Source organism: Micromonospora parva (genome assembly GCF_040649675.1).
GTDB classification, from domain to species: Bacteria; Actinomycetota; Actinomycetes; order Mycobacteriales; family Micromonosporaceae; genus Micromonospora; species Micromonospora parva.
On sequence record NZ_JBEZFX010000004.1, the window covers coordinates 1 to 25,087 of the forward strand.

Consider the following 25,087-nt stretch of genomic DNA (forward strand, 5'->3'; position numbering starts at 1 on the left):
GCCGACCGGGTTCGCGCGCTGGCACCCGACGTCGACCTGCCGGCGGTGGAGGCGGTGCTCGACTCCTGTGCCGGATCCGGCACGGCCCCGACGCCGTCAGTACGTCAGGCAGACACACTCGTTCATCAACGCCCGCACGTTGCGCACGTACGACGGGTTGGGGATGGCCAGTGGCTTGCCCTCCTGCGCCACCGCACCGTGCCCGAAGTTGTAGGCGGCGATGACCGCGTTGAGCAGGCAGGAGTTCAGCTCGCTGGTGCACAGCGCCGGGTCGAGGCGGAAGTCGGACTCGAAGTACATGTCGCCGATGTACTTCGTCGCCCAGGCCAGATAGGTGGCGCCGAGGTAGGCGTTGTCCCGGTAGGCGTCGATCTTGTAGCTCTTCTCGAACCGCTGGTTCATCCAGCTCGCGGTGTCCGGCATCACCTGCATCAGCCCGACCCCACCGTCGCAGGCGTAGATGTTGGACTGCCAGCCGCTCTCCTGCCACGCGGTGGCCTTGAGCAGGGTGAGCGGGACCTTGATGTCCGGCGCCGAGACCGGCCAGTAGGTGCGGTTGGCCGCGTCGGTCAGCGCCGCCTTCACCTCGGACCGCGACGCCTGGGTGCCCTTGTAGGTCGGCTTGCAGGACGTCGGTGCCGGCTTCGGTGGCGCCGGCGGCACCTCGGTCTCGGTGGGCGGCTTCGCCACCGGACGCGGCTTCGGCGCCGTACGGGTCGGCTTCTTCGACGGCTTCGGGGTCGGGGTAGGGCTGCGACTCGGCGCGGCGCCCATCGACTCCACCGCGCTCACCGACGGGCTCGGCTCCGCGCTGACCTCGTCGGACGGGGCGTCGGTCGGCTCGTCGCTGACGGCGACCGGCGCGGCAAGGGACTCGGGGCTCTGCTCGTTGCCGGCACAGCCCACCAACGCGCTCAGCAACAGCCCGGCGAGCGCCGCGCCGACCAGCCGATGTGTCTGTCGAACCATCCCGTTGCCTCCCCCGGTGTGACCGTCGCCGCACCCTAACAAGGCTCGACCGGGCGGCGGTGCCCCTGCGACGGCGACCGGGGCTGGTCAACCGGCGGCGGTCGCTCCCCCACCGCCCGGTCCCGGGTCGCCCAGGCGACCACGAACACCACGGTCCAGAGCACCCCGAGCAGCACCGCCGCCGCGGCCCCGCTCGCCGTGTCCAGGCCGAGGTAGAGCCGCGCGCCGCCGATCCCCAGCACCCCGGCCGCAGCGGCCGTCCAGGCGGCCACGGCCACCGGCCACCGGGCGCTGCGCGACACCAGCCAGGCCAGGGTGCAGAAGCTCGCCGCGACCACGGCGCTCTGGGTCGACAGCGGAGCCACCTCCCCGCCGCCCGGGGCGCCCCCGTCCGGGCCGGTCAGCTCGGCCACCACGGCCAGCACCACCAGCGGCACGAACGCGCCGACAGTGCCGACCACGCTGAGCAGATCCGCCCGCCAGGGCCGGTTGCGCCACGCCAGTCCCGCCGCCACCAGCGCCACCAAGAGGATCAGCACCGACCCGCGCACCACCGACACCACGATCAGCGTGGCCTCGGCGGCGTCCGGGGTACGTCGGGCGGCGAACCACCCGGCGATGGCGCCATCCAGTGCGGCAAGCCCGGAGTTGCGGACCGCCACCGCGAGCAGACCGGCGATGGCGAGCCCGGCGGCGAAGAGCAGCAGCAGGCCGGCAGCCAGATTGAGCAGCAGTGTCCAGGCCGGGCCGATCCGCATCGCCACCAGGAAGAACAGCACCCCGTAGCGGGCGGTGAGCCACCGCACCGGGGGCAACCCGCCCGCCCGGGACAGCAGCGCACGCACCGGATCGGGGTTACGACCCAGCCACCGGCCGACGAGCACCACGCCCAGCAGACCGGCCAGCAGCAGGAACGCCACCCCGGTGGCCCGGCCGAGCAGCCGGGAGACCGTGTCGTACGACTCACCGGCGAGATGGCCGAGCAGCACCGAGCCACCCACCCAGGTCACCACCCCGGCCAGGTTCCACAGGACGAACCGCCGGTACGGCATGCCGGCCGCACCGGCCAGCCGAGGCACCAGGGTGCGGGCGAAAGCCACCCACCGGGCGGCGAACACCCCCCGCCCACCGAGGCGGGCGAGCATGGCGTCGGCGCGGGCCCACCGGCCGGGTCCGACCCGGTGCCCCAGTCCGGCGCGCAGTCGGGGGCCGTACCGCCGTCCGGCGCGAAAGGCCAGCCCATCGCCGAGGACCGCCGCGACGATCATCGCGAGCAACGCCGGCCCGAGCCGCAAGGTACCGTTGTAGGTGAGGAAGCCGACCAGCAGCAGGGTAGCCTCACCCGGCACGAGCAGGCCGAAGATCACCGCGGTCTCGCCCGCCACGATCAGCGCGGCGACCAGGTAGATCCACAGGGTGGGCAGACCCTGCACCCAGGTCAGCAGGTCGTGCACTCAGGCCCCCGGGACACGGGAGTCAGCATGCCAGCCGGGGGAACCACCGGCACAGCGGTTTCACCATAGATCAGGGGCACCTGGGGGTGACCCCGACGCAGCCTGCGCGAGCGCAGGCGGAAGGATAGAGGGTATGCAGCTTCGCACCGACCTCCGCAACGTCGCCATCATCGCTCACGTCGACCACGGCAAGACCACCCTGGTCGATGCCATGTTGCGGCAGGCCGGCGCGTACGGCGCACGCGGCGAGAACACCGAGCGGGTGATGGACTCCGGGGACCTGGAGCGGGAAAAGGGCATCACGATCCTGGCCAAGAACACCGGCGTGCGGTACCTGCCGGCGGACGGCTCCGATCCGGTCACCATCAACATCATCGACACCCCCGGCCACGCCGACTTCGGTGGCGAGGTGGAGCGCGGCCTGACCATGGTCGACGGTGTGGTGCTGCTCGTCGACGCCAGCGAGGGCCCGCTGCCGCAGACCCGTTTCGTGCTGCGCAAGGCCCTGCGGGCCCGGATGCCGATCATCCTCGTGATCAACAAGGTGGACCGTCCGGACGCCCGGATCAAGGAGGTCGTGGACGACACCTACGAGCTCTTCCTCGATCTGGACGCCGACGAGGAGCAGATCGACTTCCCGATCGTCTACGCGTGCGCCCGCGACGGCATCGCCTCGCTGACCCAGCCGGCCGACGGCTCGGTGCCCGACGACAGCGACTCCCTGGAGCCGCTGTTCCGCACCCTGCTGGACACCATCCCGGCTCCCGCGTACGAGGACGGCGCCCCGCTGCAGGCGCACGTCACCAACCTCGACGCGTCGCCCTTCCTCGGCCGACTGGCGCTGTGCCGGGTCCGCCAGGGCACCATCAGCAAGGGCCAGACGGTGGCCTGGTGCCGCACCGACGGCAGCACCCAGCGGGTCCGCATCTCCGAGATGCTGATGACCGAGGGCCTGGAGCGCAAGCCGGCCGAGACCGCCGGGCCGGGTGACATCATCGCCGTCGCCGGCATCCCGGAGATCATGATCGGTGAGACGCTGGCCGACGTCGAGAACCCGGTCGCGCTGCCGCTGATCACCGTCGACGAGCCGGCCATCTCGATGACCATCGGCACCAACACCTCGCCGCTGGTCGGCCGGGTCAAGGGCTCCAAGGTCACCGCCCGGATGGTCAAGGACCGCCTGGACAAGGAACTGATCGGCAACGTGTCGCTGCGGGTCCTGCCCACCGAGCGACCGGACGCCTGGGAGGTGCAGGGCCGCGGCGAGCTGGCGCTGGCCATCCTGGTCGAGCAGATGCGCCGGGAGAGCTACGAGCTGACCGTCGGCAAGCCGCAGGTGGTCACCAAGGAGATCGACGGCAAGACCTGCGAGCCGGTCGAGCGCCTGACCATCGACGCCCCGGAGGAATACCTCGGCGCGATCACCCAGCTCCTCGCCACCCGCAAGGGCCGGATGGAGCAGCTGGTCAACCACGGCACCGGCTGGATCCGGATGGAGTGGCTGGTTCCGGCGCGCGGCCTGATCGGCTTCCGCACCGAGTTCCTCACCGACACCCGGGGCACCGGCATCCTGCACCACGTCTTCGAGTCCTACGAGCCGTGGTTCGGCGAGCTGCGTACCCGCAACAACGGTTCGCTCGTCGCCGACCGGGCCGGCGCCGTCACCGCCTTCGCGATGATCAACCTGCAGGAGCGCGGCCAGCTGTTCGTCGAGCCCACCACCGAGGTGTACGAGGGCATGATCGTCGGGGAGAACTCCCGCTCCGACGACATGGACGTCAACATCACCAAGGAGAAGAAGCTCACCAACATGCGGGCGTCCACCTCCGACGAGACGGAGAAGCTGATCCCGCCGCGCAAGCTCTCCCTGGAGCAGGCCCTGGAGTTCTGCCGCGAGGACGAGTGCGTCGAGGTCACCCCGACCGCCGTGCGCATCCGCAAGGTGGTGCTCGACCAGCAGCAGCGGGGCCGCGCCGCCGCCCGCCGCAAGCACGCCAGCTGACCCATCCGCACCCGACACCGGGCGTGTCGGCCGCTTGCGGCCGGCGCGCCCGGTGCTTTTTCCCCCGACGGGTACGCGAGTCCGCCCACCCGTGATCCGCTACGGTCACCGGCATGACCTGGGATGATCTCGACGCCCACCTGGACCGGGTGCCCGGCACCGTCTCCGCGTACGTGGGGCGCCTCGACGCCCCGCCGACCTGGACCCGCCACGCGAACGCCGCCCACTACGCCGCGAGCACCATGAAGGTGGCGGTGCTCGCCGCACTGCACCGGGCCGCCGAAGCCGGCACCCTGGACCTGGACGCCCCGGTCCCGGTCGTCAACGACTTCGACTCCGCCCAGCCCGGCGCACCCCGGTTCGCCTGCGCCCAGCCCTACGACAATGACGACGCGGTCTGGGACCGCATCGGCGCCACCGCGTCGCTACGCTGGCTGGCCGACCGGATGATCGTGCGCTCCAGCAACCTCGCCACCAACCTCGTGCTCGGGCACGTCGGGCTGCCCGCGGTCGCCAAGGTCTGGGCGCTCGCCGGCGCCCGCACCAGCGTCACCGGACGCGGCATCGAGGACTTCGCCGCCCGCGACGCCGGCATCACCAACACGGTCACCGCCGCCGACCTGGCCGCCCTGCTCGGCGCGCTGGCCACCGGCGCCACCACCCCCGGCCCACTCGCCTCCCCGGCCGCGTGCGCCACCATGCTGGACGTCCTGCTCGCCCAGGAACACCGCGAGGACCTCGCCGCCGGCCTGCCCGAGGGCACCCGCATCGCGCACAAGAACGGTTGGGTACGCGGCGTCCGCCACGGCGCCGGCGTGGTCCTGCCCGACGACGCACCGCCGTACGTGATCACCGTCTGCACCACCACGGACCTGGCCGACGGCGACGACCAGGTGGAGGATGACGCCTGCCTGCTGCTCGCCCACATCTCGGCGCAGGTCTGGGCCGCCCGCCACCACCTCTGACCCGGCACCCACCGCGCCGGCACCGACACCCGCCGACTGCGGCTAGGCTGCTCGCACCCCCCACCCCGGAGCCGCCGATGCCCCGCAGTCGCACCGTGCTGATCGCCTTCCTCGTCGTGACGGCAGCGAACCTGCTGGCCAACGCCACCGGCGGCGGCACGGCCCTCCTGCTCACCAAGCCGCTGCTGATGCCGCTGCTGGCCGCGTACCTGTGGCGGGCCAGCGCCGAACGCGGAGCCCGACCGGACCGGCTGCTGCTCGCCGCGTTGGCCTTCGCCACCGGCGGCGACATCGCCCTCATGATCGACGGCACCGGCTGGTTCGTCGCCGGCATGGCCTGCTTCCTCGGCACGCACCTCTGCTACCTCGCGGCCTTCACCAGCCACGGTGCCACGACCGCGCTGCGCCGGCCGCCGCTGGTCGCCGTCCCCCTGGTGTACGCGCTGCTGACCGTCGTCGCCCTGGCCTGGATGTGGGCGGGCCTGACCGACGTCGGGCTGGCCGTACCGGTGGCCGGGTACGCGATCGCGCTGGCCGCCATGGCCACCACCGCCACCACCCAGGGTTGGCGGGTCGGTCTCGGCGCCGCGCTCTTCCTCGGCTCCGACCTGCTGATCGCCGCCGGGGTGGCCGAGGTGGCCCAACTACCCGGCGCGCCGGTGCTGATCATGGCGAGCTACGCCGCCGGCCAGGCACTGATCGTCACCGGTTGGGTCGCCCGCGCCAGCACACCGCCCGGCTCAGCTGTCACTCCAGCAGCTGAGCCCGCAGCGCGGTGAGGTCGGAGTCGGTGAGCCCCAGCCCGTCACGCAGGTACGCGTCGAACGAGCCGTGCACCCGACGCACCTCGGCGTAACCGGCGTCGAGGTACTCGGCGCGGACCTCCAGCACGGGCAGCACCGCGTCCACGTCCAGCTCGGGGTTCCGCCGCCGCATCGCCTCGACGATCACCGCCCGCAGGCTGTCGGTCAGCTCGTTGTTGCGCAGGTAGTCGGCACGGATCGCCGCCTCGTCCACCCCGAGCGCCGTCAACAGGACGACGGTGAGCCAACCGGTGCGGTCCTTGCCGGCCGAGCAGTGGTAGACCAGCGGCAGGTTCTCCGGTCGCGCCGCCAGGCGTACCGCCTCGGCGAAACCGACCCGCGCCGACTCACCCGTGACGAACCAGCGGTAGATCGCCGCCATCGCCCCGGCCGTGCCCTGCCGGGCCAGCTCCGCGTACGCGTTCAGGTCGTGGCCGAGCAGCACCGCCGAGACGTACGTGAAGACCGGGTGCTCCGCATCGTGCACCGGCAGCCGCACCACCCGTGGCTCACCGGCGAGCCGGTCCGCCGGGGCGACCGAGATCTCCGTGGTGTCGCGCAGATCCAGCACGCACGCCGGCCCCAGCTTCGCCAGCACCGGCAGGTCCTCGTCGGTGAGCCGACCCAGCGCCGGAGTGCGGATCAACTGGCCGACCCGAACCCGCCGCCCGTCCGCGCCGACGAGGCCGCCCAGGTCACGCGCGTTCGGCGCACCCACCAACTCCCAGCCCTGCCCGGTCATCCGGTCTCCCCTCCCGCCGTGAACCTGCATATAGAGTGCCCCACATGACGATCTCGGCGGTACGCACCCACCGGGTTTCCGCCCCCTTACACACCCCGTTCGTCACCGCCCTGCGCCGTACCACCACAGTGGACACGCTGGTCGTCGAACTCGTCGACAGCGACGGCCGGTCCGGCTTCGGCGAGGCGCCCCAGGTCTGGCAGGTCACCGGCGCGTCGGTTGCCGGCGCACAGGCGTGCGTCCGCGAGTTGCTCGGCCCACAGCTGATCGGCAGTGACCCGGACGACCTGGTGACCCGGTGCGCCGAGGTGCAGCGCGCGGTGGTCGGCAACGAGGCGGCGAAGGCCGCTGTCGACGTCGCCCTGCACGACCTCGCCGCGCGGCGGCTGGGCGTACCCCTGGTGCGGTTGCTCGGGGGCACCTCGCTGCGGGTCCCGACGGACGTGACGCTGGCGGCGGGCGACGCGGTGGACCTGGCGGCCGCGGCGCGGCAGCGGCAGGGTGACGGCTTCGGTGTGCTCAAGCTGAAGGTCGGCACCGACGCTGCCGGTGACCTGGACCGGGTGCGGGCGGTACGGGCGGCCGTCGGCCCCAGCATCCGGATCCGGTTGGACGCCAACCAGGGCTGGACGCCCCGGGAGGCGGTCCGGGTGATCCGCGGCATCGAGGACGCGGGGCTCGACGTGGAGCTGGTCGAGCAGCCGGTGGTCCGCTGGGACCTGGATGGGCTGGCCTGGGTCAGTGACCGGGTGTCCGTGCCGATCCTGGCCGACGAGGCGGTGTTCGGGGTCCGTGACCTGGTGGAGGTGATCCGCCGCCGCGCCGCCGACCTGGTCAACGTCAAGCTGGCCAAGTGCGGTGGGTTGCACCCGGCGCGCACCCTGCTCGAGCTGGCCACCGCGCACGGTCTCGGCACGGTGGTGGGCTCGATGATGGAGAGCCAGGTCGGCATCGGGGCGGCGGCGAGCCTGGTGGCCGCGTACGGCACCACAGCGGTCGCCGACCTGGACGCCGCCTGGTGGCTGGCCTGGTCACCGGTGCAGGGTGGCATTCGCTACGACGGCGCGAGCGTGGTGCTGCCGGACGCCCCTGGCCTGGGCATCTCCGGCCTGACTGAAGCAAAAGTGCAGCATCGCGGTTGATGGTGGTCGGTTTCTTTCATAGGGTTTCCCCGGGACAGCCGACGCGATCTGGGAGTTGACGTGCAGCTGCAACCGGGCCGCGAGGCCCTCGTCCGGGTCGCCGTGGCGACGCTGTGGACCTCCCCCGAGGCGGTCCGCCCGGTCGACCGCCCCGCGCTGACCGCTGGCGCCGACATCCTGACCTGGGTCTCCGGACTCGACACCGACCAGCAGGTGGGCGACTGCGTGCTGAGCCAACTCCTGCTCGGCGAGCGGGTCCTCGTCAGCGAGCTGCGCCCGGACGGCTGGGCGCGGGTCGTCGCCGTCGAACAACCAGCGGCCAAGCTGGACCCCCGCGGCTACCCGGGCTGGCTCCCCACCGACCAACTGACCACAGTCGACCCAGCCCACACCGGCACCGGTGACCCACTGGTGGTGGACGCCACCGTCACCGGGCTGCACACCGCCCCGAACGGGCCGGTGGCGCTGCCCGGCGTCGTCGTCGGCACCCGCCTCGTCCCGGCCGGCCCCGTGCGCGACGACTGGCGGCCGGTGCACGTCCCCGGCCGGTCCACGCCGCTCTGGCTGCCCGACGAGCACCTGGTCGCGGCGTCGGCCGCGCCGCCGAACGCCGAGCAGGCGCTCGCGGTGGCACAGCGACTGCTGGACGTGGTCTACATCTGGGGCGGCCTGTCCGCGCACGGCATCGACTGCTCAGGGCTGGTGCATCTGGCCTGGCGGCGGTTCGGGGTGCTGCTGCCCCGCGACGCCGACGACCAGGCCGCCGCCACCACCCCGGTGCCGTTGGGCGCGGAACGCCCCGGCGACCTCTACTTCTTCGCCCGACCCGGCCGCAAGATCCACCACATCGGCATCGTCACCGCGACGCCCGGCGACGGCGGCCAACGCCGGATGCTGCACGCCTGCTACCGGCGGCGGCGGGTCATCGAGGAACCCCTACCGGAAGACCGGACCGCGACGCTGGTGGGCGCGCACCGGGTCTAGAGCGTGTTTCGACCGGCCGGGCGCGGACCCGCGCCCGGCCGGTGACCGGTCAGCGTCGGGCGTCGGCCAACTCGCGACGCCGGTCCCGCGAGGACTTGATCAGGCTGGCGGCGGTGGCGACACCCAGGGTGCCGATGATGACCAGCAGTGACAACCAGATCGGGATGTGCGGCGCCCAGCCGACGTGCTCACCACCGTTGATGAACGGCAGGTTGTTGTCGGCCAACGCCTCCAGCACCAGCTTGACCCCGATGAAGCCGAGCACGACGGCCAGGCCGTAGCTCAGGTAGATCAGCCGGTCGAGCAGGCCACCGAGCAGGAAGTAGAGCTGACGAAGGCCCATCAGCGCGAAGACGTTGGCGGTGAAGACCAGGTACGGCTCCTGGGTGATGCCGAAGATCGCCGGGATCGAATCCAGTGCGAAGATCAGGTCGGTGGTGCCGATCGCGATCATCACGATCAGCATCGGGGTGAACAGCCGCCGGCCGTCCACGCGGGTGGTGAGCTTCGCGCTGTCGTAGTCCTTCGAGATCGGCAGCGCCTTACGGCTCCACCGGATCAGCACGTTCTCGGAGAACTCGTCCTCGTCCGGCTCACCCTGCCGGGCCAGGTTCACCGCCGTGTAGATCAGGAACGCGCCGAAGATGTAGAAGACCCAGGAGAACTGCGAGATCAGCGCGGCACCCGCGGCGATGAACCCGCCCCGCATCACCAGCGCCAGCACGATGCCGACGAGCAGCACCTTCTGCTGGTACTGCCGGGGCACCCCGAAGCGGGCCATGATGATCACGAAGACGAAGAGGTTGTCCACCGAGAGGCTGTACTCGGTGAGCCAACCGGTGTAGAACTGGCCGGCCGCGCTGGCACCGGAGGTCAGCCAGAGACCCGCTCCGAAGATCAGGGCGAGCCCCACATAGAAGGCGACCCAGAGGCTCGACTCCCGCACACTCGGCTCGTGCGGGCGCCGACCGATGATCAACAGGTCGACGAGCAGGACCGCAGTCAGTGCGACAAGCGTCCCCGCCCACACCAATCCGGACACGTCCAACGTTCATTCCTCCGGCAGACACGCGGCGTCGGGCACACCGTACGCCCCCACGGGGGCCGGTGTGCCGCTGTCGCTCACTCTGGTGACTGTCGGAGGTCTCTTCCGCCGCCGCCCGGGAAGGGCGGCGACCTACGGGGCCGGGTCGGCCGCCGTGGAACCCGGCGATCGACCGTGCTGACGACTCCGTTGCGGGGGAATACTCCCCTCCTCGGTGACCATTGTTGCCCACCACTGCCCGTGATCACACCCCGGGCAGCCGGTGGCTCCGAACACCCTGTTCGACGCCACACCGTCCATGGCTTCCTAGGAGGCTAGTGCAGGTCGGGTGCGGCGATCGGGTCGGCGAGGGACCAGCCCGCGGCGAGCAGGTCGTCGCAGGCCCGCACCGCCCGGGCCAACCGCTCGGCGGGCGACCCGGTCAGCTCCACCACCGGCACCCCGCACCCCGCCAGCTCGGCCCGGAACCGCTCGGTCATCCACTCCCGCAGGTGCTCGCCGTCGCGCAGCCCGTCATCGGTGAACGGCACCCCCCGGTGATCAGTCAGCAGATACAGCGCCGGCCGACGGGCCGCCGCCCGCACCTGCTCCGACGCGCTGCCCAGGTAACGCTCCTCCCACACCGCCGTCGCCCGCGCGTCGGTGTCGCAGACCAGCAGCGGCCCGCTCGTCCGGGCCGCCGCGTCCTCGGCCGCCTGCTGCGCGCGGACCACGGCGCGGAAGTCGTCCCGGTCCCACGTGACGTCGAAGACCGTCGCCGTCGGCGTCCGCTCCCGCAACCGGGCCAACTTGTGGGCGGTCAACTCCCTGCCGTACTCCGGCACCCAGGACGTGCCGTAGTGCCCCGCCAGCGCCGCCGCCATCGTCGTGGTGCCGGTCGACTCGGCCCCGACCACCACCACCCGCCGGACGAACCACGCCCGCACCGGCGCGCTCAGCCACCGCCAGTGACGCGCCGGATCCGCGCGCACGGCCGTCCCGGACACCGGTACGGTCCGCCGGTCCGGATCCACCGACACGGGTACGGCGTCGAACCGGCGCGCCAACTCGGCGCCGTACGCCTCGGAGGAGAAGACCGCGTCCACCGGCCCCGGCCCGACGGCCTCGCGGAACACCGCGCAGTGCGCGTCCCAGACGGCCGGATCGGCGTAGTCCACCGGGTGGTCGTCATACCGGCCGACGAACCGGACCCACGGCGTGTCGGCATGCGCCTCCCGCAGCCAGTCCAGGCGCAGCGGCAACGGGATGGACTCCCGACGCGAGGGTGCCACCACGACGGTGACCTCGGCGCAACGGGCGGCGGCCGCGGCGATCAGCGCGTGGTGCCCGGCGTGCGGTGGATAGAACTTGCCCACCACCATCCCGTGCCCGAACTCCGGGGCGGCCGGGTGCCCCGGCGAGCGTGGCGCTGGTGCCCGGCCGGACGTCTCGGCGCTCACGCGGCGACGGGGGCCGGACCGGGCGGGACCGCGCTCGGCCGGTCGACCCGACGCAGGTCGGCGCGCCAGGCCCGCAACCCGAGCACGCACAGGGCGAGGAAGACCAGGTAGAGGACGGCGGTCAGGTGCAGCCCCTTGTACGCGTACAACGGGATGTAGATCAGGTCGGCGGCGATCCAGAGCCACCAGCTCTCCACCCGCTTGCGGGTCTGCCCGTACGTGGCCAGCAGGGACAGCGCCGTGGTCAACGCGTCCGGCAGCGGCACCGTCGAGTCGGTGGCCCGGTCCACCAGCACCCAGAGCACGCCGGTGAGCAGCACCCCGGCGGCGGCCAGCGCCAACCACTCCCGTCGTCCCGTCCGGCTCACCGTGAGCCGGGTGCGCCGCTCGCCACCGACCAGCCAGTGCCACCAGCCGTAACAGCCGAGCGCGACGTAGACGACCTGGAGCCCCGCGTCGGCGTACAGGCCTGCGGTCCAGAACAACAGCATGAGCAGGAGCACGTTGGCGATGCCGATCGGCCAGTTGGCGATCTTCTGCCGGGCCACCAGCCACACGTTGAGCACACCGGTCGCGAACCCCAGCAGCTCCGCCCAGGTGGTGCCCGTACCGGCCACCCGAAAGGCGGTGCCGGTGAGCCAGTCAATGATCACCAGGCCACCCTAGGGGCGTCGCCGACGCCGGAACAGACCCCGCGACAGCACCGGCAACGACCATCGTGGGAGGCTGTCCGACATGGTGCTTGAGGTCGCGTTGATCGACGTACTGCCCGGACACGAGGACGCGTTCGCCGCCGCGTACGCCGAGGGGCACCCGGTGCTCGCCGGGGCGACCGGCTGCCGGTCCGTGCGGATGACCCGGGGAATCGAGTCGCCGACCCGCTTCGTGCTGCTCGTCGAATGGGACTCGGTCGAGGCGCACGAGGAGAACTTCCGGGCCACCGAACGGTTCGAGCGGTGGCGGGCGCTGATCGGCCCCCACTTCGCGGGACCGCCGGTGGTCGAGCACTTCCTCGACGTGCCGGCCTGAGCCTGCCTGTCGTACCCCGTGGTTATCGTGCCGGACGCACGCGCCGGCCGCCGGTCCCGACGGGCTCGGGGGCGCCGGGCCCGGTGGCCGCGCGGCGCCGCGCCGTCGGCGGTTACTCGCCGACGCGGCGGGCCAGCACGGTGACGGTCTCCTCCGGCGACAGCGCCGCGGCCAGCAACGCCTCGGTCATCCGCTGGTAGCGGTCGACGTCGAGCGCGGTGGCCAACCGGACGTCGGTGGTCAGCGCCTCGAGCATCACCGTCCGCGGGTCCGCCGGGTCGGGGAAGGCGTAGCAGGAATACGGTGTCAGCGGATGCAGGCCGCCACCGGCGACCCCGCGCGGCAGCAGTCGCACCGTGACGTGGGACAGCCCGGTCACCGCGACCAGATGCCGCAGCTGCTCCCGCCAGACCGCCACCGGCAGGTCACCCTGGTCGCAGACGGCCTCGGCGAGCACCGCCGTGTAGCGCGGCGGATAGGCCCGCCGCAGCACCTCCTGCCGTAGCGCCCGAGCCCGCACCTCGGCGTCCACATCGACCTCCGGCGTGAGCTGGGCGCTGGCCGTGACCAGCACCCGGGCGTACGCGGGCGTCTGCAGCAGCCCCGGCACCACCGACGGCTGGTACTCGACGATGTCGGCGGCACCCGCCTCCAACTCGGCGTAGGTGCGCTGCCGTTCGCTCATCTCGCCCAGCGTCTTCCACCAGCCCCGACTGGTCGCCGCGTCCCGGGCGATGACGATCAGCGCCTCCCGGGCGGGCGTCGGCACCTTGTAGACGTCCAGCAGATCGAGCACGTCGGCAAGGTCCGGGCGACTCTGGCCCAGCTCGATGCGGGACAGCTTTGACGTCGAGGCCCAACCCAACCGGTCGCAGACCTGCTCCAGGGTCAGCGACTCGCGCCGACGAAGCTGGCGCAGTTCTGCGCCGAGACGTGCACGTCGAATAACAGGACTTGTTGGCAGCGGCATCCCGGCCTCCCCACCGAGGGAGACTACGCAGGACGATCACCCAGTGCAATAGTTCGCTCGCACACCGCAATCGGCGCATTCGGTGCCGCCGCCCGGCCGGGCCCGCTCACCCGCATCGTTTCCACAGGTCAGCGGCGGTTCACGGTCGAGGGGTGGGTGCCCTGCGGGCTGCGGGCCGGCTCGGCGGGGGGTTCAGGGCCGGTACGTGCCAAACGACCAGACGGTGCCGGCCAGGTCGCGCGCCGCGTAGTCACGGGAGCCGTAGTCGGTGTCGAACGGCTCACGGATGATCTCGGCGCCGGCCGCCCGGGCCCGCGCGCAGTGCGCGTCGACGTCCGGCACCGCCACGTAGACCGACCAGTCGTCGTCCGCCGGGCGGGGCGCGGCGTCGGTCCGCCCACCCAGCATGATCATGCCGGTGTCGAGGATCAGCTCGGCGTGCGCGACGGTGCCATCGGGTGCCTCGTGCACGGCGTGCACCTGGAAACCGAAGGCGGTGCCGAGCCAGTCGATCGCGGCGCGGGGATCGGGGTAACGGAGGATCGGATAGATGGTTCGCATGACCCGATTCTGCGTCCGGCGGCGCGAATCCGGATTGGACGAATGCGACCTCGGCGGGTCGCCGCCGCGCGCAGGGGGTCAGTCGAGCGTCGTCACCGGGCGGCGAGCAGCGCGGCCGGCGTCGCCCCCGCGAACTGGTGGAAGTCCCGGATCAGGTGGGACTGGTCGTAGTAACCGCAGGCCGCCGCCACCGCGGCCCAGTCGACGGCCCGACCGCTCGACGCGATCTCGGTCGACACGGTGTGCGCCTGTTGGAAACGCAGCAGCCGGGCGGCCATCTTGGGTGGCAGCCCGACGTCCTGCCGGAACCGGAACGCGAGGTGCCGCCGACTCCAGCCCAGCTCGTCGGCGAGCTCACCGACGCTCCCCCGCCCACCGCTGGCGACGAGCCACCGCCACGCCCAGGCGAGCCGCGGGTCCACCGGCGGGGACGCCGTCAGTCGGGCGGTGAGCACCCGGTCGAGCAGGGCGAACCGCTCCGGCCAGCCCGGGGCCTCGGCGAGCCGGTCGCGCAGCCGATCCAGCCAGTGGCCCGGGAGCTGCTCCACGCCGACGGCCCGGTTGGTCAGCTCGCCCAGCGGCAGGCCGAGGAGCCGCCGGGCGGTCAACGGGGCGAGCAGCAACTCGACACCCTCCCCCACGCCCACCGTGCGCGTGGTGCACCAACCGTCGAAGGTGCCGGCCACGAACGAGTCGACGGTGGTGACGCCGCGCTCGGCGCTGCGCGGGTCGGTCACGTCCAGCGGAGCACCCCAACCCAGGATCAGCACCACGAAGACGCCCGCCGACTCCCGGCGGACCAGTGGCACGTCAGCGCGTTCCCGGTAGCCCACGTACCGGTCGACGAACGGACGCAGCCTCGCCTCGGGCAGCCCGAGGACCATCTCGCCAACCGGCGTCACCGCCGTCAACAGAGCCCGCCCTTCGCGTTGCCCCGGTCGGCCGGGCCCGGGCGTAACGCTGGGCGTGGCCGACCGGGGAGACCGTCACCTCACGCCGGCGGCGTCCATGCCGCGCAGCTCCTTCTTCAGGTCGGAGACCTCGTCGCGGATCCGGGCCGCCAACTCGAACTGCAGCTCGCGGGCGGCGGCCAACATCTGGTCGTTGAGCTCCTGGATGAGCTGGGCGAGGTCGGCGCGGGCCATCCCCTCCCGGGAGGTGGTGGCGGCAGCGGAGCGGCTCCGGCTGCGGGTCTCCTTGACCGGCGCCTTGCCTCGGGAGAGCTGCCGCACCGCACCCCCGACCCGGGAGTTCTCGGTGTCCTCCGCCTCGCGGTAGATGTCGTCCAGGATGTCGTGGATCTTCTTGCGCAGCGGCTCCGGGCTGATGCCGTGCGCCTCGTTGTGCGCGATCTGCTTGGCCCGCCGCCGATCGGTCTCGTCGATCGCCGCCGCCATCGACGGGGTGATCTTGTCGGCGTACATGTGCACCTGACCGGAGACGTTACGGGCGGCTCGACCGATGGTCTGGATCAGCGACCGGCCGCTGCGCAGGAAGCCCTCCTTGTCAGCGTCGAGAATCGCCACCAGCGACACCTCGGGCAGGTCCAGACCCTCGCGGAGCAGGTTGATGCCGACCAGCACGTCGTAGTCGCCCTTGCGCAGCTCACGCAGCAGCTCCACCCGGCGCAGCGTGTCCACCTCCGAGTGCAGGTAGCGCACCCGGATGCCGTTCTCCAGCAGGTAGTCGGACAGGTCCTCGGCCATCTTCTTGGTCAGCGTGGTGACAAGCACCCGCTCGTCCCGGTCGGTCCGCAGCTTGATCTCGTGCATCAGGTCGTCGATCTGGCCCTTGGTCGGCTTGATCACGACCTCCGGGTCGACCAGGCCGGTCGGTCGGATCACCTGCTCGACGAACTCGCCCTGGGCCTGCTCCATCTCCCAGGTGCCGGGGGTCGCGGAGAGGAAGACCATCTGCCCGACCCGCTCCAGGAACTCGTCGAAGCGCAACGGCCGGTTGTCGGCCGCGCTGGGCAGCCGGAAGCCGTGGTCGATGAGCATCCGCTTGCGCGAGGCGTCGCCCTCGTACATGCCGCCGATCTGCGGGATGGTCACGTGCGACTCGTCGACCACGGTGAGGAAGTCGTCGGGGAAGTAGTCGAGCAGGCAGTGCGGCGGGCTGCCGGGCAGCCGCCCGTCCATGTGCATCGAGTAGTTCTCGATGCCGGAGCAGAAACCCACCTGCCGCATCATCTCGATGTCGTAGGTGGTGCGCATCCGCAGCCGCTGCGCCTCCAGCAGCTTGCCCTGCCGCTCCAGCTCGGCCAGCCGCTCGGCCAGCTCGACCTCGATGTCGCGGATCGCCCGCTCCATCCGTTCCGGGCCCGCCGCGTAGTGCGTGGCCGGGAAGATCACCAACTGGTCGACCTCGCGGACCACGTCACCGGTCAACGGGTTGAGGTAGTAGAGCTTCTCCACCTCGTCACCGAAGAGCTCGATGCGCACGGCCAGCTCCTCGTACGCCGGGATGATCTCCAGGGTGTCACCGCGGACCCGGAAGGTGCCGCGCTGGAAGGCCATGTCGTTGCGGGTGTACTGGATGTCGACCAGCCGGCGCAGCAACTGGTCGCGGTCGAGATCCTGGCCGACCTGCACCTTCACCGCCCGGTCGAGGTATTCCTCCGGGGTGCCCAGCCCGTAGATCGCCGAGACGGTCGCCACCACGATCACGTCGCGGCGGGTGAGCAGCGACATCGTCGCCGAGTGCCGCAGCCGCTCCACCTCCTCGTTGATCGAGGAGTCCTTCTCGATGTAGGTGTCGGTCTGCGGGATGTAGGCCTCGGGCTGGTAGTAGTCGTAGTACGACACGAAGTATTCGACGGCGTTGTGCGGCAGCAGCTCGCTGAACTCCTTGGCCAACTGCGCACAGAGCGTCTTGTTCGGGGCGAGCACCAGGGTGGGGCGTTGCAGCCGTTCGATCAGCCACGCCGTGGTGGCACTCTTGCCGGTGCCCGTCGCGCCGAGCAGCACGGTGTTGCGGTCGCCGCGCCGAACCCGACGCTCAAGATCGTCGATCGCGGTCGGTTGGTCGCCGGCCGGCTGGAACTCACTGACGACCTGGAAGCGGCTGTCGAGCCGGGGAATGTCGAGCGCCATGCCGTCAACGGTACGCCGCAGGTCCGACATGTTCGGCCGTCACGCCAGGTACGTGATCGGCTTCAATATTCCCATTGTGTGGCCCATGTCACCGGGACTACCCTCTTCCTGTAGGCCGCTCGCGGCGGCCGATCGGGCCGGTGGCCAGGCCAACATCACGGCCGGTCGCCCCCGGCACTGCGGTCGCAGCACCCGGCTCGTCCGGCGTGCGCACCCGTGTGGTCGCGCTCGAGGCGCAGACCGGCCGCCGCGAGCGCCCCTGCTCGTCACCTCGGTGCCACCCCGGCCGTTTCATCTCCGTGGACACCTCCCCGACCCCGGCGCCCGACACCGCCCACGCGACCCCGTCGCGGCCGGGCGACCCGAGCACCGGCAACGCCCCGGGCAGCGGCGACGGCGGCTCAGCCAGCGGCGCGTCCACGACAGCCCGCACCACCGGCGGCGCCCGCCGGGCCACCGCCCGCCGCCCGAGCGCCAGCGGCCGGGCCGCCGCCGCACGGACCCGCGCGGAGGACCACGAGACCACCGGCCCCGACGACCTCACGGACACCACCGACACCACCGGCCCGGCCACGGCCGGACGTCGTCGGCGTACCGTGCTGCTGTTGCTCGGCCTGACGGCGGTGACGTCCGCGACCGCCCTGGTGCTCGGGTTGTTGAGCTGGGCACCCGACCCGCCCGAGCCAGCCCGGCCGCTGACCGTGTCGGAGAGCGATCGACTGGCCGCCGTACGGGTCACCAACCTGCGGGACCTGCGCGCCGGCGTACGCGTGACGGCCGGCACCGACGCCGCCCGCGTCGAACTGGTGGGCTGGGTGGACTGGTCCCGGTCGCTGCTCTACCTCGACGTGGGCGGGCCGGGTGCCGGCGCCGAACGCGGGCTGCTGCAGAAGAGCGGGCCGGTGCTGGTGATCAGGCCCGACCCGGCGGCGGTGCCCACTCCCGCCGCACCACCACTGATGCCACCGGCGGATCGGTGGCGGCTGCACCGACTGACCCCCGGGGCGCACCTGGCACCGGTGCTCGACCTGCTCCTCGATCTCGCCGCCGATCGGCCCGACCCGACCCGGACGGCACCGTCCAGCGAGGCGCGCTGGATCGCCCGGGACACCGCGCCGGCCGGCCCCCTGGACGTCATACAGGCGCCACTGGCCACCGGCGCGCCGGCCGCCAGCACGGCGCCCGGCACCCCCCGCGCCGCGACACCGACCCCGGACGGACAGACCCGGTACTGGCTCGACCAGGACGCCCGGCTGCACAAGCTGGTGACCCGGCTGCCCGGCACCGGCCCGGTCACTGTGGTGTTCAACCGGGAGGACCGGCCGACACTACGACCGGTGGACGCCCTCGGCGGCCGACCCGGTCTGCCCCGCGTGCTGACCGACGCCGAACAGCGTCGGCTCGACCGGCTGCCCGCCCGGCTCCGCGCCCAGGGCGGTGCCACGCTCACGCTGACCGCGCCGGTCGGCACTGACACGAACCTGCGGGGCGCCGGTTGGGTGAGCTGGACCGCGCGGACCGCGTACCTCGCCGTCGCCGACCTTGGCGTACCGGATCGCCGGACCCTGCTGCGACGCGACGCCACCGGTCTGGCCCGGGCCGACCTGCCGGCGGTCGCCGCCGGCGGCGGCACCGCGGAGGCGCCGGCCCGGCCGCCGCTGCCGCCCCCGGCCGGGGCCTGGCGGGTCACCCGACCCGGCGGGGACGACCTGAGCGTGCTTGTCGACGCCGCGGTGACCGCCGGGTCGGTCGGGCACCGGGGCGCGGCCGTACGCATACGCGACGATGTCACCGCCGGACGGACCGTGGACGTCATCGAGGCGGGCCCGGCCGGCGCGCGGCTGCGCTACTGGATCGACCGCGGGGACGGGTCGCTGCGCCGACTCGAGTTGCGGACCGACGTCGGCGCGTGGGCACACCTGGACCTCCAACCCGCCGTCGTGCCCCGGCTGGCCGCCAACCCCCGGCCCGCCAACCCCCGACCGGCAGCTCCCCGGTCCTCGGCCCCTCGGCCCGGCACCCGCTGACCGGCGCCCTCAGGCCCGCCAGCCGGTTTGCGTGGCCCACTGCTCGGCCCGCAGGTACTCCTCGTCGAACCACGGGTTCCGGGCCGTGCCGGAATCGCCGGCCTCCGGCGCCGACGCGACCAGGTCCCGCTTGAGCAGCAGGTACGCGGCCCGCTGATCCGGGTCGGCACGCAGGTGGTCCCGCATCAGCAACGCGTACCGCCAGCCCGGTGAATCCGCCACCCGCACGTGCAGACGAACAGGGCGGGCCGGGTCCGCACTGCCGTGCAGCCGCTTCTCCCAACGCCCCCTGCCGGCCGGGCGCGGGTCGTCCCACCACTGCCCCGGCACCCGCGGGAACCCGGCGCTCGCCAGCCGGTCGGCCAACGGCCCGTCGGCGTCGGCGAGACTCCCGACCGCCACCTGCACGTCGATGACGTTCTGCGCGGCGAGGCCGGGCACCGCCGTCGCGCCGATGTGGTCGATGCGCAGGGCGGCCGAGCCGAGCGCGTGCTGGATCCGGGCGGCCAGCCGCTCGTACTGCTCCGACCAGCTCGCGTCGGCTCCGACCGACGCCGCCGGGTCCGGCGGGACCACCCGCCGCTGGCGCAGGTTGTCCTCGTAGGGCACCAGCCGTTGCCGCCAGAGCACGTCGACGGCGTCGTGCAGCGCCGCCAGACTGCCGTCATTGGTCAGCACCACGTCGGCCACCGCCCGGCGGCGGGCGTCGTCGGCCTGGGCGGCGATCCGCCGCTCGGCCTCCGCACGATTCATCCCCCGGTCGCGCGCCAGCCGCTCCAGTCGGGTCGGCACGGCCGTCTGCACCACGACCACCAGGTGGTACGTCGGCGCGAGACCCACCTCGACCAGCAGCGGCACGTCGTTGACGACGATCGCGTCGGGTGCCGCCGCGGCGGTCAGCTCCGCGGTGCGGGCCCGGACCCGGGGGTGGGTGATCGCCTCCAGCCGACGCCGGGCGGCCTCGTCGGCGAACACCACCGCTCCCAGGGCGGCCCGGTCCAGCGCGCCGTCGGTGTCCAGCACCGCGTCGGAGAAGGCGGCGACGATCTCGGCCAGCCCGTCCGTACCCGGCGCCACCACCTCCCGGGCCACCCGGTCGGCGTCAATGAGCACCGCGCCCCGCTCGACGAGCCGCGCGGCCACCGCGCTCTTGCCGGACCCGATCCCGCCGGTCAACCCCACCCTCAGCACCCGAACAGTCAACCGGATCCACAAGCCCGCCGCCAAACCCGCCCGCCACCCGGCGACCCGCCGACCGCTCCGACCGGCGCGGCTCGTGTGCGGCAGGTACGGCGAGGGCCCCGCCCCCAGCGATCCGGAGATCGCGGGGACGGGGCCCGTCGTCGTTCAGCGGGTCACTTACCGCCGGCGAGCTTCTCCCGCAGTGCGGCGAGCGCCTCGTCGGTGGCCAGCGTGCCGGCCGGCTCCTCGGCCTGCCGGCTCGGGGCCGGGCTGGACGAGGAGGTGGTGCCACCGCCGCCACCGGCAGCGGCCGGGACGACCGGAGTCGGGTTGGCAGCGGCCTCGGCGTCGGCGGCCCGAGAGGTCTGCACCTGCTTGGTGTGGGCCTCCCAGCGCAGACGAGCCTCGGCGTACTGGTTCTCCCAGGTCTCGCGCTGCTTGTCGTACCCCTCGAGCCACTCGCCCGTCTCCGGGTCGAAGCCCTCCGGGTAGATGTAGTTGCCCTCGGTGTCGTACGTCGCGGCCATGCCGTAGAGGGTCGGGTCGAAGTGCTCCTCGCCCTCGACGAAGCCCTCGTTGGCCTGCTTGAGCGACAGCGAGATCCGGCGACGCTCCAGGTCGATGTCGATGACCTTGACCATGACCTCGGAGCCGACCTGGACGACCTGCTCCGGGATCTCCACGTGGCGCTCGGCCAGCTCGGAGATGTGGACCAGGCCCTCGATGCCGTCGTCCACGCGGACGAACGCACCGAACGGAACCAGCTTGGTGACCTTACCCGGCACGATCTGCTGGATCGCGTGGGTGCGGGCGAACTGCCGCCACGGGTCCTCCTGGGTCGCCTTCAGCGACAGCGAGACCCGCTCGCGGTCCAGGTCGACGTCCAGGACCTCGACCTCGACCTCCTGGCCCACCTCGACGACCTCGGACGGGTGGTCGATGTGCTTCCAGGACAGCTCGGAGACGTGCACCAGACCGTCGACGCCGCCCAGGTCCACGAAGGCGCCGAAGTTGACGATCGAGGACACGACGCCCTTGCGGACCTGGCCCTTCTGCAGCTTGTTGAGGAACTCGGTGCGCACCTCGGACTGCGTCTGCTCCAGCCAGGCCCGGCGGGACAGGACCACGTTGTTGCGGTTCTTGTCCAGCTCGATGATCTTGGCCTCGAGCTCCCGCCCGACGTACGGCTGCAGGTCGCGCACGCGACGCATCTCGACTAGGGACGCGGGCAGGAAGCCGCGCAGCCCGATGTCGAGGATGAGGCCGCCCTTGACCACCTCGATGACCGAACCGCGGACGACGCCGTCCTCGTCCTTGATCTTCTCGATCGTGCCCCAGGCCCGCTCGTACTGCGCCCGCTTCTTGGAGAGGATCAGACGACCCTCCTTGTCCTCCTTCTGGAGGACCAGGGCCTCGATGTGGTCGCCAACCGTCACAACCTCGGCCGGGTCCACGTCGTGCTTGATCGACAACTCCCGAGAGGGGATGACACCCTCGGTCTTGTAGCCGATGTCGAGCAGGACCTCGTCCCGATCGACCTTGACGACGGTGCCTTCGACAATGTCGCCGTCGTTGAAGTACTTGATGGTCTCGTCGATCGCGGCGAGGAAAGCCTCCTCGGAACCGAGATCGTCGTGGGTGACCCGGGTGGCGCTCGAGGGGGCCTCGATGCTGCTCGTCATGTGGGCGGTTGCTCCGGTCGGTGGGTTGTCACAGCAGGCTGGTGTGTCGCAGTGACCTGTTCGCGCCAGCGGATCCGTCGCCGGGCACACCGAACGATCGCCTAGTGAGATCATGATGTGGCTCCGTCGACCGCGCACCTGCTCCCTGCCGAGGCAACGCGATCCGCGAGCGCATCGTCTAGCCTACCGTGCGCATTACCACAGCGTGCAAGCCCTCCCGGGTTCTCTCCACACGATGACCTGCGAAAGCCGAACAATCGCCCGGAAAACACCCCTGCTGTCTCCTGCGTCACAGCAGCCCCGTGCGCCTCGTCGCCGCCGCGCCTGATCGACTCGGGTCGCCGGGTCGGCGCGCGCCACCGCCGCCGACGGCGAGCCGGTCACCGAGATCTCCGACGCGCCGTCGTACCCAATCGAGCGGGTGGGGCCTAGCGTGGGCGCGTGGATGACGACAGCCGGGTTACCCGGCGCCGGGTGGGTGACGCCGAGGCGCGGCGCGCCAACCGCGGCTGGTGGGACACCGACGCCGACGACTACCAGGCCGAACACGGCGCGTTCCTCGGCGACGTGGACTTCGTCTGGTGTCCCGAGGGCCTGCGCGAGGCCGACGCGCGGCTGCTCGGCGACGTGTCGGGGCGACGGGTGCTGGAGGTGGGCGCCGGCGCCGCGGCCGCCGCCCGCTGGCTCGCCACCCAGGGCGCCCGGCCGGTCGCCTTCGACCTGTCCGCCGGCATGTTGCGGCACGCCGCCACGGCCGCCGACCGCACCGGGGTACGCGTACCGCTGGTGCAGGCCGACGCGCTCGCCCTGCCGTTCGCCGACCAGTCGTTCGACGTCGCCTGCACCGCGTTCGGCGCGATCCCGTTCGTGGACGACTCGGCGGCACTGCTCGCCGAGGTGCACCGGGTGCTGCGCCCGGGCGGCCGGTGGGTGTTCTCGGTGACCCACCCGATGCGGTGGATCTTCCTCGACGACCCCGGCGAGGGCGGGCTGACGGCGGTGCACTCGTACTTCGACCGCTCCCCCTACGTGGAGCAGGACGAGAACGGGGTGGCCACCTACGTCGAGCAGCACCGCACCCTCGGCGACCGGATCCGGGAACTGGTGGGCGCCGGGTTCCGGCTGCTCGACCTGGTGGAGCCGGAGTGGCCCGAGGGACACGAGGAGATCTGGGGGCAGTGGAGCCCGCTGCGCGGACGGCTCTTCCCCGGCACCGCCATCTTCGTCACCGAGAAGCCGGCCGGGTGAGCGGGTCGCACCCGCGGTCCGACCTGCGATCCATCGATCGCCGGTAGGCTCGACTCCATGAGCGCCGAGCCCATCCCGACACCACCTGGCCCCTGGTGTCCGGATCCGATGCGGCAGCAGCGTGCCGACTACACGCTGGAGGACCTGCTCGCCCTGCCGGACGACGCCCCCCGCGTCGAACTCGTCGACGGAGTTATCCAGGTGACACCCTCCCCCACCCTGGGCCATCAGGACATCTGCAGCCTGCTGTGGCTGTGGCTGCGCTCGCACGCCCCGGCGAACCTTCGTGCTGCCCAAGCAGTCGGTGTCGCGTTCAGCCGCAACACGAGCCGGCAGCCGGACGTGCTGCTCTGCCGTGCCGAGATCCCGTCCAACCGGTCCACACTGCGGCCGGCGGACGTCGTGCTCGCCGTGGAGATCGTGTCGCCCGGCACGCGACGGATCGACAGGTTCGCGAAGCCCGGGGAGTACGCCGCTGCCGGCATCCCGTTCTACTGGCGGATCGAGCAGGACCCGGTGCACGTCTACGCGTACCGGATCGGCGACCGGGTGGGGCCGGGCGGTGAGCGGCAGTACGAGCTGGTCGCCGACGGCGCCGACGTGATCGAGCTGGCCGAGCCGTTCGACATCAAGCTGCCGGTCGCCGAGATCACCCCGTAGTCGTTTCGCCCCGACCGGGTCGGGTAGCCGAGGGCCATGGCCGAACAGAGATTCCACCAGGGCGACCGTGTCTCCTGGTCGGCCCATGGCAGCCGCGCGTACGGCGTGGTGCGGGGCACGATCACCGAGCGGACGCGGATTCGCGGGCGGGCGGTGAACGCGGCCCCCGACGATCCGCAGTACCGGGTCCGCAGTGACGGCACGGGCCGCGACGTGGCCCACCGACCGGAGGCGCTGCGCCATGAGCAGAAGTGACGACGGCCGGGACACCTACCGGGAGTTCACCGAAGCGGTGAACATGAAGCCCGGCGAGCTGTCCACGTGGCTGGAGACGGACGAGTCGAAGCAGGTTGGCTGGCACAAGGGCGGTCACGCCGGTGGAGGCGAGTCCGTCGGGCACGAGTCCGGCCGAAAGATCATCAACCTGCTCCGTCGCAAACGTGGCGACCTGTCCGACGGCGACTACAAGCACATGCGCAAGGTGGTCGGTTACGTACGTCGACACATGGCGCAGCGCCCCTCCGGCGACGTCCGCGACACCAGGTGGCGCTGGTCTCTCATGAACTGGGGCCACGACCCGCTGAAGTAGACGGACCGCTCCCGCGGGCTCACCACACAAGGTGCGCACGACATTGCGGCAGGTGCGGTATCCGCCCGCACGGGCACCACGGTCCCGCCGACCGCCCCGTCGACTGCCAAGATCGCGCTCGATCCATGATGTAGGGGCCCTCCCCGCCACCGCACACCACTACATCCTGGTTCGAGCACGATCTTGGCTGTCGTGGGCGTCCCGAACCCCGGCTCCCGGTGTCTCCCGCGGCGGCATTCGTCGTCGGGATCCGAGATGCGGGCGCGGGCGCGGGGCGCGGGCGCGGGGCGCGGGCGCGGGCGCGGGGCGCGGGCGCGGGGCGCGGGCGCGGGCGCGGGGCGCGGGCGCGGGCGCGGGCGCGGGGCGCGGGCGCGGGCGCGGGGCGCGCGAGAACGGACCATGCGAGGCGGACGAGCGGTGCGGGCGGGGGCAGGCGCCCGGGGGCGCTCCGCGTGATCTATCCGGTGCCCACCCACGCCCAGTGCCGCGACCAGGGCAA

At 72.3% G+C, this 25,087-nt stretch carries 23 protein-coding genes; 11 read left to right on the forward strand and 12 right to left on the reverse strand.

The genetic code is table 11. The features are described from left to right. Positions 1 to 96: 96 nt before the first annotated feature. Together AB0C03_RS11270 and AB0C03_RS11275 are read right to left on the reverse strand one after the other, a co-directional pair. A complete protein-coding gene (locus AB0C03_RS11270) occupies positions 97 to 969 on the reverse strand; it encodes a lytic transglycosylase domain-containing protein (RefSeq protein ID WP_210866952.1) in 873 nt (290 codons plus the stop codon). Between the two features lie 35 nt (positions 970 to 1,004). Beyond that, positions 1,005 to 2,423: a DedA family protein gene (locus tag AB0C03_RS11275; protein ID WP_210862019.1), complete on the reverse strand. Its 1,419-nt coding sequence runs from the start codon at positions 2,421 to 2,423 to the stop codon at positions 1,005 to 1,007. A 133-nt stretch (positions 2,424 to 2,556) separates the two neighbouring features. Here AB0C03_RS11275 and typA point away from each other — a divergent pair, with 133 nt between their 5' ends. From typA to AB0C03_RS11290, 3 genes are all read left to right on the forward strand, one after another. Next, a complete protein-coding gene (typA, locus tag AB0C03_RS11280; RefSeq protein ID WP_030338015.1) occupies positions 2,557 to 4,425 on the forward strand; it encodes a translational GTPase TypA in 1,869 nt (622 codons plus the stop codon). Positions 4,426 to 4,538: 113 nt separating this feature from the next. After that, on the forward strand, positions 4,539 to 5,390 hold the full coding sequence (locus AB0C03_RS11285; RefSeq protein WP_357636253.1) for a serine hydrolase: 852 nt from the start codon (positions 4,539 to 4,541) through the stop codon (positions 5,388 to 5,390). Positions 5,391 to 5,467: 77 nt separating this feature from the next. Next, positions 5,468 to 6,169: a lysoplasmalogenase gene (locus AB0C03_RS11290; protein WP_357636258.1), complete on the forward strand. Its 702-nt coding sequence runs from the start codon at positions 5,468 to 5,470 to the stop codon at positions 6,167 to 6,169. On the opposite strand, the gene AB0C03_RS11295 is transcribed toward AB0C03_RS11290, so the two are convergent. Then, positions 6,138 to 6,935: a tyrosine-protein phosphatase gene (locus AB0C03_RS11295; RefSeq protein ID WP_030338012.1), complete on the reverse strand. Its 798-nt coding sequence runs from the start codon at positions 6,933 to 6,935 to the stop codon at positions 6,138 to 6,140. The two genes, AB0C03_RS11290 and AB0C03_RS11295, sit on opposite strands and share 32 nt — an antisense overlap. A gap of 44 nt (positions 6,936 to 6,979) precedes the next feature. Between AB0C03_RS11295 and AB0C03_RS11300 the strand changes: the two genes are divergently transcribed. After that, on the forward strand, positions 6,980 to 8,077 hold the full coding sequence (locus tag AB0C03_RS11300; RefSeq protein ID WP_030338011.1) for a mandelate racemase/muconate lactonizing enzyme family protein: 1,098 nt from the start codon (positions 6,980 to 6,982) through the stop codon (positions 8,075 to 8,077). 60 nt (positions 8,078 to 8,137) lie between these two features. Next, complete coding sequence (locus tag AB0C03_RS11305; protein ID WP_030338010.1) at positions 8,138 to 9,061, forward strand: C40 family peptidase; 924 nt, start codon at positions 8,138 to 8,140, stop codon at positions 9,059 to 9,061. 49 nt (positions 9,062 to 9,110) lie between these two features. On the opposite strand, the gene AB0C03_RS11310 is transcribed toward AB0C03_RS11305, so the two are convergent. The 3 genes from AB0C03_RS11310 to pnuC form a co-directional block, all read right to left on the reverse strand. Beyond that, on the reverse strand, positions 9,111 to 10,109 hold the full coding sequence (locus AB0C03_RS11310; protein ID WP_030338009.1) for a TerC family protein: 999 nt from the start codon (positions 10,107 to 10,109) through the stop codon (positions 9,111 to 9,113). Positions 10,110 to 10,420: 311 nt separating this feature from the next. Continuing rightward, the gene (locus AB0C03_RS11315) at positions 10,421 to 11,545 is read right to left on the reverse strand and encodes an AAA family ATPase (protein WP_357636264.1); all 1,125 of its coding nucleotides are present in this window, start codon (positions 11,543 to 11,545) and stop codon (positions 10,421 to 10,423) included. Continuing rightward, positions 11,542 to 12,198, reverse strand: coding sequence for a nicotinamide riboside transporter PnuC (gene pnuC, locus AB0C03_RS11320; protein WP_210866947.1), 657 nt, complete (start codon positions 12,196 to 12,198; stop codon positions 11,542 to 11,544). Before pnuC ends, AB0C03_RS11315 begins: the two co-directional genes overlap by 4 nt. An 82-nt stretch (positions 12,199 to 12,280) precedes the next feature. Here pnuC and AB0C03_RS11325 point away from each other — a divergent pair, with 82 nt between their 5' ends. Then, a complete protein-coding gene (locus AB0C03_RS11325) occupies positions 12,281 to 12,574 on the forward strand; it encodes an antibiotic biosynthesis monooxygenase family protein (protein ID WP_124770950.1) in 294 nt (97 codons plus the stop codon). Positions 12,575 to 12,686: 112 nt separating this feature from the next. On the opposite strand, the gene AB0C03_RS11330 is transcribed toward AB0C03_RS11325, so the two are convergent. The 4 genes from AB0C03_RS11330 to uvrB form a co-directional block, all read right to left on the reverse strand. Further along, positions 12,687 to 13,544 (reverse strand): helix-turn-helix domain-containing protein, encoded by an 858-nt coding sequence (locus AB0C03_RS11330; protein WP_030338005.1) that lies wholly within the window; start codon positions 13,542 to 13,544, stop codon positions 12,687 to 12,689. Positions 13,545 to 13,736: 192 nt separating this feature from the next. Continuing rightward, the gene (locus AB0C03_RS11335; protein ID WP_210866946.1) at positions 13,737 to 14,105 is read right to left on the reverse strand and encodes a VOC family protein; all 369 of its coding nucleotides are present in this window, start codon (positions 14,103 to 14,105) and stop codon (positions 13,737 to 13,739) included. 92 nt (positions 14,106 to 14,197) lie between these two features. Beyond that, positions 14,198 to 15,007 (reverse strand): helix-turn-helix domain-containing protein, encoded by an 810-nt coding sequence (locus tag AB0C03_RS11340; RefSeq protein WP_357636270.1) that lies wholly within the window; start codon positions 15,005 to 15,007, stop codon positions 14,198 to 14,200. An 84-nt stretch (positions 15,008 to 15,091) separates the two neighbouring features. Next, entirely contained in the window at positions 15,092 to 17,200 is a 2,109-nt protein-coding gene (gene uvrB, locus AB0C03_RS11345) for an excinuclease ABC subunit UvrB (RefSeq protein ID WP_030338002.1), read from the reverse strand. A gap of 299 nt (positions 17,201 to 17,499) precedes the next feature. Between uvrB and AB0C03_RS11350 the strand changes: the two genes are divergently transcribed. Beyond that, positions 17,500 to 19,227: a hypothetical protein gene (locus AB0C03_RS11350; protein ID WP_357636273.1), complete on the forward strand. Its 1,728-nt coding sequence runs from the start codon at positions 17,500 to 17,502 to the stop codon at positions 19,225 to 19,227. 9 nt (positions 19,228 to 19,236) lie between these two features. On the opposite strand, the gene coaE is transcribed toward AB0C03_RS11350, so the two are convergent. Both coaE and rpsA read right to left on the reverse strand, forming a co-directional pair. Continuing rightward, entirely contained in the window at positions 19,237 to 20,418 is a 1,182-nt protein-coding gene (coaE, locus tag AB0C03_RS11355) for a dephospho-CoA kinase (protein WP_357636276.1), read from the reverse strand. 164 nt (positions 20,419 to 20,582) lie between these two features. Next, a complete protein-coding gene (gene rpsA / locus AB0C03_RS11360; protein WP_030337999.1) occupies positions 20,583 to 22,091 on the reverse strand; it encodes a 30S ribosomal protein S1 in 1,509 nt (502 codons plus the stop codon). Between the two features lie 441 nt (positions 22,092 to 22,532). On the opposite strand from rpsA, the gene AB0C03_RS11365 reads away from it, so the two are divergent. The 4 genes from AB0C03_RS11365 to AB0C03_RS11380 are packed head-to-tail and all read left to right on the forward strand — an operon-like array spanning position 22,533 to position 24,588. Continuing rightward, positions 22,533 to 23,339: a class I SAM-dependent methyltransferase gene (locus tag AB0C03_RS11365; RefSeq protein ID WP_030337998.1), complete on the forward strand. Its 807-nt coding sequence runs from the start codon at positions 22,533 to 22,535 to the stop codon at positions 23,337 to 23,339. A 57-nt stretch (positions 23,340 to 23,396) separates the two neighbouring features. Then, on the forward strand, positions 23,397 to 23,999 hold the full coding sequence (locus tag AB0C03_RS11370) for a Uma2 family endonuclease (protein ID WP_245233795.1): 603 nt from the start codon (positions 23,397 to 23,399) through the stop codon (positions 23,997 to 23,999). Positions 24,000 to 24,035: 36 nt separating this feature from the next. Beyond that, positions 24,036 to 24,254, forward strand: a complete 219-nt coding sequence (locus tag AB0C03_RS11375; RefSeq protein WP_030337996.1) for a hypervirulence associated TUDOR domain-containing protein — start codon at positions 24,036 to 24,038, stop codon at positions 24,252 to 24,254. Further along, positions 24,241 to 24,588: a DUF3140 domain-containing protein gene (locus AB0C03_RS11380; RefSeq protein ID WP_030337995.1), complete on the forward strand. Its 348-nt coding sequence runs from the start codon at positions 24,241 to 24,243 to the stop codon at positions 24,586 to 24,588. The genes AB0C03_RS11375 and AB0C03_RS11380 overlap by 14 nt, the downstream gene beginning before the upstream one ends. The last annotated feature ends 499 nt before the right edge of the window (positions 24,589 to 25,087 follow it).